The 13,070-nt window shown below is 59.2% G+C and carries 13 protein-coding genes; 9 read left to right on the plus strand and 4 right to left on the minus strand.

The annotated features are described in order from the left end of the window. Positions 1-176 precede the first annotated feature (176 nt). The 9 genes from phnC (at position 177) to O8B93_RS02905 (ending at position 8,974) form a co-directional block, all read left to right on the plus strand. Positions 177-1,037 (plus strand): phosphonate ABC transporter ATP-binding protein, encoded by an 861-nt coding sequence (gene phnC / locus O8B93_RS02865; protein WP_269708302.1) that lies wholly within the window; start codon positions 177-179, stop codon positions 1,035-1,037. An 85-nt stretch (positions 1,038-1,122) separates the two neighbouring features. Further along, complete coding sequence (gene phnD / locus O8B93_RS02870; protein WP_060722755.1) at positions 1,123-2,028, plus strand: phosphonate ABC transporter substrate-binding protein; 906 nt, start codon at positions 1,123-1,125, stop codon at positions 2,026-2,028. Between the two features lie 70 nt (positions 2,029-2,098). Continuing rightward, positions 2,099-3,085 (plus strand): phosphonate ABC transporter, permease protein PhnE, encoded by a 987-nt coding sequence (phnE, locus tag O8B93_RS02875; protein ID WP_269708303.1) that lies wholly within the window; start codon positions 2,099-2,101, stop codon positions 3,083-3,085. Beyond that, on the plus strand, positions 3,085-4,434 hold the full coding sequence (phnE, locus tag O8B93_RS02880; protein ID WP_269708304.1) for a phosphonate ABC transporter, permease protein PhnE: 1,350 nt from the start codon (positions 3,085-3,087) through the stop codon (positions 4,432-4,434). Before phnE (O8B93_RS02875) ends, phnE (O8B93_RS02880) begins: the two co-directional genes overlap by 1 nt. Positions 4,435-4,708: 274 nt before the next feature. After that, complete coding sequence (locus tag O8B93_RS02885; RefSeq protein WP_269708305.1) at positions 4,709-5,407, plus strand: DUF1045 domain-containing protein; 699 nt, start codon at positions 4,709-4,711, stop codon at positions 5,405-5,407. Further along, the gene (locus tag O8B93_RS02890) at positions 5,404-6,540 is read left to right on the plus strand and encodes an alpha-D-ribose 1-methylphosphonate 5-triphosphate diphosphatase (RefSeq protein ID WP_173986026.1); all 1,137 of its coding nucleotides are present in this window, start codon (positions 5,404-5,406) and stop codon (positions 6,538-6,540) included. Before O8B93_RS02885 ends, O8B93_RS02890 begins: the two co-directional genes overlap by 4 nt. Continuing rightward, positions 6,537-7,136: a phosphonate metabolism protein/1,5-bisphosphokinase (PRPP-forming) PhnN gene (phnN, locus tag O8B93_RS02895; RefSeq protein ID WP_269708307.1), complete on the plus strand. Its 600-nt coding sequence runs from the start codon at positions 6,537-6,539 to the stop codon at positions 7,134-7,136. Before O8B93_RS02890 ends, phnN begins: the two co-directional genes overlap by 4 nt. 87 nt (positions 7,137-7,223) lie before the next feature. Then, positions 7,224-8,264 carry an AraC family transcriptional regulator gene (locus O8B93_RS02900; RefSeq protein WP_269708308.1) on the plus strand — a complete coding sequence of 347 codons (1,041 nt, stop codon included), beginning with the start codon at positions 7,224-7,226 and terminating at the stop codon, positions 8,262-8,264. A gap of 464 nt (positions 8,265-8,728) precedes the next feature. Then, positions 8,729-8,974: a helix-turn-helix domain-containing protein gene (locus O8B93_RS02905; RefSeq protein ID WP_269708310.1), complete on the plus strand. Its 246-nt coding sequence runs from the start codon at positions 8,729-8,731 to the stop codon at positions 8,972-8,974. A 219-nt stretch (positions 8,975-9,193) separates the two neighbouring features. Here O8B93_RS02905 and O8B93_RS02910 read toward each other — a convergent pair whose 3' ends face one another. The 4 genes from O8B93_RS02910 to exbB all read right to left on the minus strand — a co-directional run bounded on the left by O8B93_RS02910 (position 9,194) and on the right by exbB (position 12,910). Beyond that, positions 9,194-10,183 (minus strand): Ldh family oxidoreductase, encoded by a 990-nt coding sequence (locus O8B93_RS02910; protein ID WP_269708311.1) that lies wholly within the window; start codon positions 10,181-10,183, stop codon positions 9,194-9,196. A 142-nt stretch (positions 10,184-10,325) separates the two neighbouring features. Next, entirely contained in the window at positions 10,326-11,249 is a 924-nt protein-coding gene (locus O8B93_RS02915) for an energy transducer TonB family protein (RefSeq protein WP_269708312.1), read from the minus strand. Then, positions 11,246-11,749: a TonB system transport protein ExbD gene (gene exbD / locus O8B93_RS02920; protein WP_269708314.1), complete on the minus strand. Its 504-nt coding sequence runs from the start codon at positions 11,747-11,749 to the stop codon at positions 11,246-11,248. Before exbD ends, O8B93_RS02915 begins: the two co-directional genes overlap by 4 nt. Before the next feature lie 6 nt (positions 11,750-11,755). After that, positions 11,756-12,910 (minus strand): tonB-system energizer ExbB, encoded by a 1,155-nt coding sequence (gene exbB, locus O8B93_RS02925; protein WP_269708316.1) that lies wholly within the window; start codon positions 12,908-12,910, stop codon positions 11,756-11,758. Positions 12,911-13,070: the final 160 nt, after the last annotated feature.

Genomic DNA, 13,070 nt, shown 5'->3' on the forward strand with positions numbered 1-13,070 from the left:
GCACCATTAACGGACGCGCGGATTTCAGCGCGCCGAAATACTTCCCCAAAGCTTTGTCGGCGAACAGGCACCGGTCGTGCCTCCGGAATCTGTAATATTTTATTCATCAAACTGACACTCACGCTTCACGCACCGCTGTTACGTCGAACCCCGTCAAAAGAAGATTGGACGGGGAAATGAGCTTTCACCTGAAGCAAGTCACGCGCCGTTTCGGCAACCACACTGCGGTCGATTCCGTTGATGTCGAGATACCGCAGGGTCAGATGGTCGGCGTGATCGGGCGCTCCGGTGCGGGAAAATCGACGCTGCTGCGCATGATCAACCGCCTCGTCGATCCCTCCTCGGGTTCCATTCATTTCAACGATACGGAAGTCTCGTCGCTGAAGGGTGCGGCGCTGCGCAACTGGCAGCGCGACTGCGCCATGATCTTCCAGCAGTTCAATCTGGTGCCCCGCCTCGACGTGCTCACCAACGTCATGCTCGGCCGCCTCAACCATCGTTCGACGGCGCTCAGCCTCTTCAACATCTTCACCCATGAAGAGCGGCTGATGGCGATTGCCGCGCTCGAGCGGCTCGGCATCGAGCATGTGGCCATGCAGGCGGCGGGCACGCTGTCCGGCGGCCAGCAGCAGCGCGTCGCCATTGCGCGTGCGCTGATGCAGTCCCCGGAGATGGTGCTGGCCGATGAGCCGATCGCCTCGCTCGATCCCCTCAATGCCAAGATCGTGATGGACGCGTTGCGCGACATCAACGAGCGCGAAGGCATCACCGTCATCACCAACCTGCACACACTGGATACGGCACGCAATTATTGCGAACGCATCATCGGCATGTCCAAGGGCCGCGTCGTCTTCGACGGGACGCCCGCCGAGTTGACGGCTGCCGCCGTCACCGAGATTTACGGAACCGATTCACAAGGCTCCGGCATCGACGAGACCATGACCTCGACCAGCATCAATATTCCCGGCGCGCAGCTTGCCGCGCGTCCGGTGCAACAATCTGCCGGCCCCGAACCGCTCGCTCTCGCCGGGCTCTGAGGAACCGCTCAGCATCGTTTGCGCCCGCGTCAAGGGCCAACACTTCACAACAAACTCCGGCTCGCCGGGAAACAGGAGAAAGTCCATGTTGAAGAAAGTCCTTCTTTCGGCAGTCGCCCTTGGCGTTCTGGCCGGTTCCGCCATGGCTCAGGACGTCAAGGTTCTGCGCATCGGTCTCGACGGTTCCGAAAACGAAGCCGACCAGATCCGCAACACCAAGTGCGTTGCCGATGGCCTCAAGGCTGCAACCGGCGTTTCCGAAGTTCAGGTTTTCCCGTCGCCGGACTATAACGGCGTCATCCAGGGCCTGCTCGGCGGCACCATCGACATCGCTTCCATGGGCGCATCCTCCTACGCCAAGATCGCTCTGGCCGACCCGAAGGCCGTCGACCCGATCCTGACCACGGCTGGCGCCGATGGTTCGACCGGTTATTACACGATCATGGTTGCCCGCAAGGACAGCGGCATCAAGACGCTGGCTGACGCCAAGGGCAAGAAGATCGGCTTCGCCGACCCTGACTCCACCTCGGGCTTCCTCGTTCCGAACGTGGCTATTCCGAAGGAAACCGGCGTTCCGGTCAAGGAATACTTCTCCGAAACCGGCTTCGGCGGCGGCCATGAGAACCTCGTTCTCGCCGTCCTCGACAAGAAGTTCGACGTTGGCACCACCTTCGGTTCGGGCGTTGGCAAGTGGGAAGAAGGCTACACCGCCGGCAACCTCTACCAGATGGTCAAGAAGGGCAACCTCGACATGGACGATATCGTCGAAGTCTGGAAGTCGCCGCTGATCCCGAACGGTCCGCTGATGGTCACCAACAAGCTCGGCGACGCGATGAAGCAGAAGGTCGAAAACTTCTTCATGGAACTGCCGAAGAAGGACCTCGCATGCTTCCAGGGCTTCACCCAGGGCAAGAACACCGCCTACATCAAGGTCGACCCGTCCTTCTACCAGACGATCATCGACGCCCGTAAGTCCGTTATCGGCGGCTGATCCTCAGATCATATCCGGAAGCGGCGGTGCCCCACGGCGCCGCCGCTTTTGCCAATAAAGGAAAAGCGGCATGGCGACCACACTGCACAATGGTACCCTCTCATCCGAGGGGTTGAGCGCATCGTCCCGGACGGTCATGCGCCATTATCAACAGCAGCTTGCGACACGGCGGATCTATACCGTCATTTCGCTCGTGATCTTTCTCGTCATCCTCGTCGCCTCCCTGAATTTCGCCAATGCGGCCAATTCGGGCAAATTCTTCGAGCGCCTGCCCTATTTCTTCGATTTCATGAAGACCTTCGTGCCGGATAGTCCGCTGGAAATCTTCCGGGCGATGTTCGACCTGCCGTCGCCTTATGCGGATGGTTCGCTGAAATATAATTATGTCGCGGATCGCGTTTACATCACCGACGGATTCTACATCCCGCATTTCATCTACCAGCTGATCATCACACTCAATATCGCGCTGGTCTCGACAATCATCGGCACGAGTTTCGCCTTCGTGCTCTGCTTCTTTGCCTCCACCAATCTCGTCGGCGCCGGCCTCGTGCGCTGGGTGGTGCGCCGGGTGATGGAAGTGCTGCGCGCCTTTCCGGAAATCGTCGTCGCCGGGTTGCTGACCGCCATCCTGTCGATCGGTCCGATCGCCGCGATCATCGCGATTTCGGTCCATACGATCGGTGCGCTGGGCAAGCTGTTCTTCGAAGTCGTGGAAAATGCCGACATGAAGCCGGATGAAGGCCTGCGTGCCGCCGGTGCCAACTGGCTGGAGCGGGTGCGCTTCGCCATCGTGCCGCAGGTCCTGCCCAATTTCGTCTCCTACGCACTGCTGCGCGCCGAAATCAATGTGCGCGCTTCCACGATCATCGGCGCCGTCGGCGGCGGCGGCATTGGCGAGGTCTTCCGTCTGTCGATCGGAAACGATCACGCCTCGAAGACCTATGCCATCATCATCCTTCTGCTGATCACCATCATCGCCGTCGACCAGTTCTCCAGCTGGCTGCGCCGCAGGCTGATCGGCCAACAATCCTTCGAATTCGGACGGGGAGCGGCCTGATGTCGTCCAGCTTCATTCTCAACACCGCCGAGCGCGAGAAGCTGACGGCTGCACATCCGCAGGTGTTCAACCGCAGTTTCATGCAGCGATATGGTCTGCTCGTCGGCCTTCTCGTCGCCACCGCCTATCTCATCGGCTGCTTTTTCTTCTTCAATGTCGGCCCGGCTTTCATGCAGGGCCGGTGGGATCGCGCATCCAGCTATATTCAGGACTGGTATTCCTGGCGTGCCCAACCGCGCCTGCGTTTCGAAGACGGCAAGGTCGAGCCGCAATGGTCGAGCCGCAGACAATATCCTGCCGACGCCAGGATCGACTGGCTGCAGCCCTTGCCGGATGGCGGTTACAGCGTTTTTTATGCGGGCTCGGACAACCGCCTCGATGTGACGCCGACCCGGGTCGATGTCTATGTCGATGGCAGGAGTTATCCCGTCGTTATCAATGGTGATCAGGCTTCAGCGCCGCAAAACGCACCGGAGGAAATCCGGCAAGACGGCAACAAGGTGCTCGTTCACTACGGCTTTGCAGGTCAGGCCGAGATCCGCACCAGCCAGGTCTATGTGCAGCGCCGCTTTCTCGGATGGGCGAACTTCTTCTTTGACACCCGTTCAGAATTCTGGGGCAAGAGCTACGGCCAACTGGCAGCACTGGCTCTGTGGGGAGAGAGGCTCGATCCCGCACGGTCCAATATCGGTCACATGGTGGATGATTTCCTCGATAACAGCGTCTGGCAACATGCCGATATCCTGTCCAAGCTGATGCAGACGCTGGTGATGGCATTTGTTGGAACGCTGTTCGGCACGCTTGTCGCCCTGCCGCTCGCCTTCATCGCAGCGCGCAACATCACCGCCAACAGGGCGGCAAACTGGGGCATGAAGCGCCTGTTCGATTTCCTGCGTTCCATCGACATGCTGATCTGGGCGCTGTTCTTCACCCGCAGTTTCGGCCCGGGACCGATCCCGGGAATTGCCGCGATCTTCTTCACCGATACCGGCGCACTCGGCAAGGTCTATGCCGAGGCACTGGAGAATGTCGACGACAAGCAGCGCGAAGGCGTCAAATCAGTCGGTGCATCGCCGATTGCGGTCAATCGCTTCGGCGTGTTGCCGCAGGTCCTGCCGGTCTTCATTTCCCAATCCCTTTATTTCTGGGAAAGCAACACTCGCTCCGCCACCATCATCGGTGCGGTGGGCGCCGGCGGCATTGGCCTGAAGCTGCTGGAAGCGATGGGTACCAACGCCGACTGGGACAAGGTCGCCTATATGGTCGTGCTTATCCTCTTCGTCGTTTTCCTGTTCGACCATATTTCCAATTCGCTGCGTTCGCGACTGATTGGTAAAACACAGCATTAGGTCTAAACGGGCAGGATAACGAAACTCGCAGCGATTTTCGTTATCCCTCGTCCCGAACGTTCACGCAGTCCCGATTTGCTCAGGCCATATTTCTCCACCATCTCCGTCTACGCCTTCATCGCGGTGGGAGTATCTGTGGCGTTTTGATTACGCTTTTTTCCATCTGCATCATCATTCTGTCACGGAAAGCGATTACTCGCACTCCTGACCTTGCGGGAAGCGGGCGAGTCACGCCAAATAGCTTCTCATCCCTGGTTTTCCATGACACCGAAGAGTGCTTGCCGTGCGCTACGCCATCTATTTTTCTCCGGCTAAAGATCATCCGCTGACTGAAACGGCGTCGCGCTGGCTGGGCCGCAATGCGTTTTCCGGCACGTTGCACGACGACCACCACGACTATGCCGATTTAACGGAGGAACCCCGTCGTTACGGTTTCCACGCGACCCTGAAGGCCCCCTTTGAGCTTGCCGAAAAATACAGCGAAGCGGAGCTTCTCGCGACCGTCGAAGACTTTGCGGCTAATCAGTCCGCCTTCGAGATACCGCGCATCGTCGTCGGGGCGCTTGGGCCGTTTTTCGCGCTGGTTCCAGACCGTATTTACCAGCCGCTACAGGATTTTGCCGCCGAGGTTGTTGATCACTTCGATCGGTTCCGCGCGCCCCTGTCTGAGACCGATATTGCCCGCCGACGACCGCAGATGCTGACGGAAAGCCAGCGACAAAATCTCTCTCTCTGGGGTTATCCGCATGTCATGGATGACTTCCGTTTTCATATGACGCTGACCGGCCGTATCGATGAAGATGAGCAGCCCGCCATGCAAGAGGTTCTCTCCACCCGGTTTGCCGAATTCACCGACCGGCCTCTCACCATTTCCGGCCTCGCCTTGTTCATTGAAGAAACGCGCGGCGCGCCCTTTACCGTTCATAGCTGGCACCCCCTTGCCCAGCCACCAAAGAAAGATGCGAACCCATGACCGAGCACGCCCTTTCCAATGCCCGTATCGTTCTGGAAGACGATATTATTCTCGGATCCGTTCTGATCCGTGACGGCAAGATTGCCGATATCAGCGAAGGCGCTTCCAAAACCGGAGAAGACCTCGAAGGCGACTTCCTGATCCCCGGCCTGGTGGAACTCCACACTGACCACCTTGAGCAGCATTATTCGCCGCGTCCCGGTGTGATCTGGGACAAGATCGCCGCCATTCAGGCGCATGACGCACAGGTCGCCGCTTCCGGCATCACCACGGTGTTCGATTGCCTGCGGCTCGGCTCGGATGAGGATGGCGGTTTCAAAAAGGGCGAAATGCGCGAAATGGCTGACGCCATCGAGGCGGCGGCGGATCAGAACCGCCTGCGCGCGGACCACCTGCTGCATCTGCGCTGTGAAGTGGCTTCCGCCGATGTGCTTGAGCATTTCGAAGACTTCGAAACCGATCCGCGCGTGCGGCTGATTTCGCTGATGGATCACTCCCCGGGTCAGCGCCAGTTCCAGTCGATGGACCAGTATATCTTCTATTATCAGAAGAAACGCGGCTTGAGCGACGAGGCTTTTGCCGAATTCGTGCGCCGGCGACAGGCCGCATCAGCCGAATATTCCACCAAGCATCGCGACTATCTGGCCGCTCGTTGCGCTGAGCGTGGCATCACCGTTGCGAGCCATGACGACGCGACCGAAGCGCATGTCGGCGAAGCCATCGGCCACGGCGTGAAACTGGCGGAATTCCCCACCAGCGTCGAGGCGGCAAAGGCGTCGCACAGCGCCGGCATGAGCGTGTTGATGGGTGCGCCGAATATCGTCCGCGGCAAGTCTCATTCCGGCAATATCGCCGCCCGCGATTTGGCCGAGATCGGCGTGTTGGATGTTCTTTCTTCCGACTACGTGCCGTTCAGCCTGCTCTTCGCGCCGTTCCTGCTCGCCGATCAGGTGGAGGCCATCAGCCTGCCGGAAGCGCTGCGCATGGTCACCGCCACGCCGGCACGCACGGTCGGCCTCGTTGACCGGGGCCGTATCGCAACCGGATTGCGGGCCGATCTAGTACGGGTCCACCGCGAAGATGGCGTGCCGGTCGCCCGTTCGGTCTGGCGCCAGGGCAAGCGCGTGGCATGACCACCGATGGAGAAGATAGCCGGCGCACATTGTCGCCCGGCACGATGATCGTGATTGTCGGCCCGAGCGGGGCCGGCAAGGACACGTTGATGGACTATGCGGCGGCACAACTCTCCGGCCGCCCGGGTTTCCATTTCACGCGCCGCGTCATTACCCGCAGCTGCGATGCGGGCGGTGAAAATCACGATGCCGTTTCGTTGCACGAGTTCAACCAGCTGGAAGACGCAGGTGCCTTCGCGGTCTCTTGGCAGGCGCACGGTCTGAAATACGGCATTCCGGCCGCCGTCTATAGCCATCTCGAAGCGGGAGACGTTGTCATCGCCAATGGTTCACGCTCGGCGCTTCCGCATTTTGGCACTGCATTTTCCCGTCTGAAGGTCGTGAACATCGTTGCGCGGCCGGATGTGCTGGCGAGGCGACTGGAACAGCGCGGACGGGAAAGCCAGGACGACATTCTCCGCCGGCTGGAACGAAGCTCGCTGGCCGTCGCCGGGGACTTCGATGTCACGACCGTCGATAATAGCGGCGCAATCGAAGATGCCGGCAAGACCATCATGCAGGTGCTGCAGCAAAGCGCCGGTTCCAGCCACCCTTAAAATGCCGCAGCCGGGCTGCTCGACAAACACGCTTTCAAGGCTTACCATCAGGCGACAATTTCCAAACATGGTACGCCAAGGCGAGGGATGCCCGAAAAAAGGGTCAGTGACGAGATATCTGTGGTCGCCGGTCTGGCCGCCGGCGTCAGTAATTACGCCCGGTCACGGGGCATCGATATCGTTCCCATCTGCAAAGCACTGGATATTGATCCCGCCACATTCAGCAGCCTGACGGAACGCATCAGCCTCGACAGATTTTCCCGTCTGCTGGAAACCTGCGCCTTGATTTCCGGCGACGACGCCTTTGGCCTGCAATGCGCCGCCACCTTTCCAGCCGGTGCATCCGGTGCGTTCGGATATGGGCTGATCAGCGCCCCCACTGTTCGGTCGTTCCTGCGTTTTCTTCAGGATCATGTTTATTACGCCACCAATAACAGCAATTTCACCATGGTGACGGATGCCGCGCAGGTAACGCTGTCATGGTCCTTCGCGCCCGGGATCGCCAAACGCGATCAATATGTGGATTTGTCACTTGCCGTTCTGATGCAGCGTCTGCGCGATATTCTCGGAGAGCGCGTGAACCAGATCGAGATCGGTCTGGAGCGACAGAAACCCAATAATATTCAGCTGTTTAAAGACAGACTGACCAGACGGCTCAGTTTTTCCCAGGCCATCCACACGATGCGACTTCCGGCATCGCTTCTGGATGTGGCCAATCCGAATGCGGATGAGCGCCTGTTCGAATTGATGAACTTGCAATGCCGGATGTTGCGGCCTGAAACATCGGCGGACCCGACCCATTTCATCGATCAGGTGAAACGCTATATGCAGATGCGGCTGTCGGACGCAGAACTTTCACTCGCAGAGATCGCGCCCTACTTCAACCTTTCGGAACGGAGTTTCCAAAGGCGGCTCGCCGAGCTTGGCACCAATCTCAACGAGATAAAGGACGCCATTCGCAAAAACGCCGGTTTCAAACTCCTTGTCGAAAGCGATCTTCCGGTATCTGACATCAGTTACAGGCTTGGTTATTCCACACCCGGTGCCTTTTCGCGTTCCGTTTCGCGCTGGTTCGGGGCGACACCCACGGATATTCGAAGGAAACACGCGCATCATTCCGCCAGCTGACGGATGTCATGGGCATCAATATTTCGAAAATACACATAAAACTTGAGAAATATGTCGGCACATCTAAGAAGATGTGCCGAAACATAACAATAGAAATGCAAAACTTGGCGCGCGATGTTATTTTATCGGCGCATCACATCGCTTAATAGAGCGCCGCATATCCCCGGGGTATGACGAAAAACATTCCAGAGCTTTGAAACTGCATTCTGCGCCAGACCCGAGATTGCGGTCTCGAAAATTGGCGCGGCAGTTCTCTCAATGCCCCGGAATAATGTCCCCTCCGGGATCGGCTGGCTGCGAAAGTGGCTTTTACTGCATAATTCCTGATGCGACATGAAACCTATTGGCGAAATTGACGTTTCTGTTCGCGTTTAGGCAGAGCGGTTAACGAGCCAGTTTCGGGGCGAGATCACCAGATGGTCACGCATTCGGGGCAGGTCAATCTCTTTTGAGGCTGAAAGAAAATGTCTGCAAAAACGCCGCATGAACATCATCAGACGCGCGACATTGTCCTTTCGGATCGTGAGCGACATTATCTGGGGCTTGTCGCACGGGGTAAACATCCTTCCCACGTCGCCCTGATAACCGGCGCGGACGAAACGGAAGTAAAGGATACTCTGGACCGGGTGCGGAACAGGCTGGGTGCGGCCAATCTGCTGAACGCCGTCAGCATTGCCCTGCTACGCGGCCTGATCGAACAGGATGCATGATCACCGTGTGCTTTATCCAAGCTTACGCGAAACGTCCCCTTCCGTAAGCTAAAAACCGAATGAGCGGCTTTCTGCGTCAAATCCTTCCACGTCAATGGCGGGATGGCGGACCAAAAGCGGGCTGGACATGATGTCCGGCCCAATCGACGCAAATGCGAAGCAGCCATATCGGGTTTGCCCGGCGGATCATATTCGATCCGCCGGGTTTTTCCTGTCGCTTCAGAGCGATTGAATTTCGGCGAGAATATCGCTTTCGATCACGATGCCGCTTTCCAGCGCCTGTTTGCGGATACCCTGGCTGCGACGACCGGGCAAACGCACATTTTCCTGCTTTTCGATCTCACCCGCGATGAGGGCCAGCCGCTCTGTAAAGGCCGCGCCGCCAGAGGATACCGGGTCGATGGCAATGATCGTATGGCCGAGGGAGGGTGGCACGCCCTTGTCGTCCAGAAGGGAAGACGCCTGGAATGCGAAATTTCCACCGGTCACCGCAGCCGCCATGATCTCCACCATCAGCGCCAAAGCAGCGCCCTTGGCTTCACCCGCAGGCACCATGGTTCCGGCAATCGCCTCTTCTGGATCGGTCGTCGGCCGGCCGTTTCTGTCGAGCGCCCAATCGCCGGGAATGGTTTCGCCCTTCTGTCGTGCCGCCATGATCTTACCGCGTGCGACCTTGGACAGAGCCAGATCGATGACCAGCGGATCGGCACCGCCGATGGGCGCCGCAAAGGCGATGGGGTTGGTGCCATAAAGCGGTGTGTGGCCGCCCCAGGGAGCCATGGAGGCTGGCGCATTGGCGAACATGAGCGCGACAAGGCCCATTTCCGCAAAGCGCTCGACCGTCAGTGCCATGACACCTGCATGATGGGAGCGATGGATCGCTGCCAGCGCAATGCCCTGCTGTCGGGCCATTTCAGGCAATTCCTCAAGAGCGCAGTCGATCGCCGGATAGGCATAACCATGATTGGCATCAATCGAAAGAACACCCGGCTTCACGCGCCTCATTACCGGACGCGCCTGGCCGTCCACCTTTCCAACCCGCGCCTGGCGGACATAAACGGGGATACGGCGAAAACCATGGCCGCCCTGGCCAGCCGCTTCGGAAGCGACCAGCGCCTTTGCCACAGAACGGGCATTTTGCGGCAGAACGCCATTGCGCTCAAAGATAGAGGATACGAGTTCCTCCGCCTCTGCGATTGAGAATTTCATGATTTTCGTGATTCCTGTTGGCTCGCATGCGATGGGATATATGAGCCCACTTTGCGGTATAGGGTCGCTGCAAATCAACATGGAAAATGAACCGGCCATCCCGTCCTCTTCAGAGTCGGAATGGCCTCATGCCGTTCCAGCCCTACTTGAAAAGAACCGGAAGGGTAAAACTGGTATTTGCGCCCGCTGGCGGCGGTGAAACGGACGCTTTTTGTATGACGGCCAGAAGCTTCTGATCCATCGCAGAGTCACCGGTGGACGAAAGGATTCTCGCACCGCCTACGGATCCGCCGCTATCTATCTTGAATGATACCGTAATGGCCATGCCGGATTTTCCAGCCGCCCGGGCCAGTCGCCTTTGCATCGCCGAGCGTACTTTTGCGTCCCAGTCAGCTTTTGACATGGACGATGACGAGAAGAAGCCGGCATTGCTGCGCGATGCCGCCGTCCGGTCGGATTGCTGGGCTTCCGCCTTCGCCGTTTCGCGCAATTCCGATGCCTGCTGCGGTTTGGGACGCTGTCGCTCGACCTTCTTTTTCTCTTCCGGCTCTTTCTTTTCCACCTTCTTTTCGACGGGCGGCGGCGGCGGCCGCATGACGGGCAAGGGCACCTCGACATTTTCGAGTTCCGCCATCATCTGTTCCTGCACGGGATCGATCGGCTCCACCGGCTCGGGAATTTCCTGCGGTTCGACGATCTCTTCGACCGGTGGTTCGGGTGGCTGGATGGGCTCGGGCGGCGGCGTTTCCGCAACCGGTTCCGGTGGGGGCGGCTCTTCCGGAGCAGCTTCCTCCACCGGTTCGCTGCTGTCGCTCTTCACCTCCTGGGTGTCTTCGACATCCTGCGCCTGCGTCGTTTCCTCGGTTTTAACGGCTTCCGGTATCGCCGCCATTTCAATCATGATCGCGGCAGGCGGCTGTCCGCCGGCATCCTGTTCCTCGGGCTCCTGCATCAGATAATAGGCAAAACCGGCATGAACGCTCAGCATGAGCAGCGCCGCGGCAGACCACAGCGTCACTTCCCAAAGACGGGAATGGCGGGCCTGCGGGTAGCCGTTTTCAGTCATGGCACCGTTCCCTGCCCTGCCGGCGCGGCGGGCTGGCCAAAGGGTTGGGCCGTCGTGGAACTGGCAGGCTGAGACGCCGCAGCCGCGTTTTCCAGCCCGACAAGGGCGATCTTCAGATAACCGGCATCCCTGAGAAGGTTCATGATTTCCATGAAGTGACCGTAATCAACGGCTTTGTCAGCCCGCAGGAAGATACGCGTATCCTTCTTGCCACCCGTCTGGCGGTCGATCGCTGCCGCCAGGGCCTCGCGGGCAACCGCATCATTGCCGAGATTGAGCGAGAGATCGTCCTTGACCGTCAGATAAAGCGGCTCCTCCGGCCGCTCCGCTGGCTTGGCGGTGGATGCGGGCAGATCGACATTTACGTCGACGGTCGCCAGCGGTGCGGCCACCATGAAGATGATGAGCAGAACCAGCATCACGTCGATAAAGGGTGTGACGTTGATTTCGTGGTTCTCGGAGAGATCGTCTCCGCTATTTTCGCGAATACCGCCAGCCATGACCGATCACCGTCCAACCAGCGACACGGCCGGCTTGCTGGTGCTGCCGGGCGGAATGCGGCGAAAATCGAGGTCGCGGCTGACGAGGCGCTCCACGCCGGCTGCGGCATCCGCCAGCAGATGACGGTATCCGGTAATCGAGCGGGCGAAGACGTTGTAGATCACCACCGCCGGAATTGCCGCGACAAGGCCGATGGCGGTGGCGAGAAGCGCCTCGGCAATGCCGGGCGCCACGACGGCGAGATTGGTGGTCTGCGATTCCGAAATGCTGATGAAGGAATTCATGATGCCCCAGACCGTGCCGAAAAGGCCAACAAAGGGCGCGGTGGAACCGATGGTTGCCAGAGCACCCGTTCCGCGTGACATACGGCGACCCGCATGGGTTTCAATCCGCGACAGCGCCGAGGAAACGCGCTCCTTGATGCCGCCGCCATCGGTGTGTTCGACCACCGCATCGGAAAGCTGCATTTCGTGGGTTGCCATACGCAGCATCAGCGCGGCAGGTCCACCCTTGTTTTCGACAGCATCGGTGGCCTCGGCAAGTGTTTTTGCCCGGCGAATGACCTTCAGCGTCGAGCCGGCACGCACGCGTGCGCCTGCGAGCTCGATCGACTTCGCCACCCAGACCGTCCAGGTGACGAGTGAGGCGAAGGCGAGACCGATCATGACGCCCTTGACGACCCAGTCCGCCGCCATGAACATGCCCCAAGGCGACAGGTTGTGCGGGATGTCCGTGCGACGTTCGGCACTGCCCGGCTCGGCGCTGATGGTTTCTACCGGGGTGGAGGTTTCACTCGGCACGGGCGTCTGGTTCGTCTGGGCGGGTTGCTCGGTCTGCGCCGGCTGCGGCGCACTGCCTTGAGACGCCGGCGCGGGATCGGTCGCGGATTGAGCAGGCGCAGGCTCGGGCGATGAGGGCTGCGCGGTTGCGGAAGGCTCGGCGGTTGGTGCGCTCGGCGTTGCGGGAGCTGCCGGCGCCTGTGAAGGCTGAACCGTTTCCGTCTGTGGCGCGGATTGAATCTGGGTTTCAGGGGTCTGCTGAGCAAACACCGCACCGGCACTCAGGCCCGTCAGCAAGGTGACAGCCATGGCAAGAGAGGCATGCCGTGTTGTGTTTGCCTTGGTGAAGGACGCGGAAGAAGTGAAGGTCTCAGCTGACATAATTTTTATCCCGGATTTCCGTCGATGAACTCATCCGCAGATTGACCGGTCCTGAAAACCGGGGCCATCAACGGACGCCGTCGTGTAAGCTTGACGTTCCGATAATAAACCTGAGTTCTTTTGACAACTATTATATTGTCAAAAGACGACCCGTAAACTC

Source organism: Martinezella rhizogenes (assembly GCF_027460065.1).
Taxonomy (GTDB): domain Bacteria; phylum Pseudomonadota; class Alphaproteobacteria; order Rhizobiales; family Rhizobiaceae; genus Agrobacterium; species Agrobacterium rhizogenes_C.

What these genes read in the sequence shown, in the direction of transcription:
- exbB (WP_269708316.1), bottom strand. Translation starts at nt 12,910, where the DNA reads ATGTCAGCTGAGACCTTCACTTCTTCCGCGTCCTTCACCAAGGCAAAC.
- O8B93_RS02890 (WP_173986026.1), top strand. Translation starts at nt 5,404, where the DNA reads ATGACCGAGCACGCCCTTTCCAATGCCCGTATCGTTCTGGAAGACGAT.
- O8B93_RS02905 (WP_269708310.1), top strand. Translation starts at nt 8,729, where the DNA reads ATGTCTGCAAAAACGCCGCATGAACATCATCAGACGCGCGACATTGTC.
- phnD (WP_060722755.1), top strand. Translation starts at nt 1,123, where the DNA reads ATGTTGAAGAAAGTCCTTCTTTCGGCAGTCGCCCTTGGCGTTCTGGCC.
- O8B93_RS02900 (WP_269708308.1), top strand. Translation starts at nt 7,224, where the DNA reads ATGCCCGAAAAAAGGGTCAGTGACGAGATATCTGTGGTCGCCGGTCTG.
- exbD (WP_269708314.1), bottom strand. Translation starts at nt 11,749, where the DNA reads ATGGCTGGCGGTATTCGCGAAAATAGCGGAGACGATCTCTCCGAGAAC.
- O8B93_RS02910 (WP_269708311.1), bottom strand. Translation starts at nt 10,183, where the DNA reads ATGAAATTCTCAATCGCAGAGGCGGAGGAACTCGTATCCTCTATCTTT.
- phnE (WP_269708304.1), top strand. Translation starts at nt 3,085, where the DNA reads ATGTCGTCCAGCTTCATTCTCAACACCGCCGAGCGCGAGAAGCTGACG.
- O8B93_RS02915 (WP_269708312.1), bottom strand. Translation starts at nt 11,249, where the DNA reads ATGACTGAAAACGGCTACCCGCAGGCCCGCCATTCCCGTCTTTGGGAA.
- phnE (WP_269708303.1), top strand. Translation starts at nt 2,099, where the DNA reads ATGGCGACCACACTGCACAATGGTACCCTCTCATCCGAGGGGTTGAGC.
- phnC (WP_269708302.1), top strand. Translation starts at nt 177, where the DNA reads ATGAGCTTTCACCTGAAGCAAGTCACGCGCCGTTTCGGCAACCACACT.
- phnN (WP_269708307.1), top strand. Translation starts at nt 6,537, where the DNA reads ATGACCACCGATGGAGAAGATAGCCGGCGCACATTGTCGCCCGGCACG.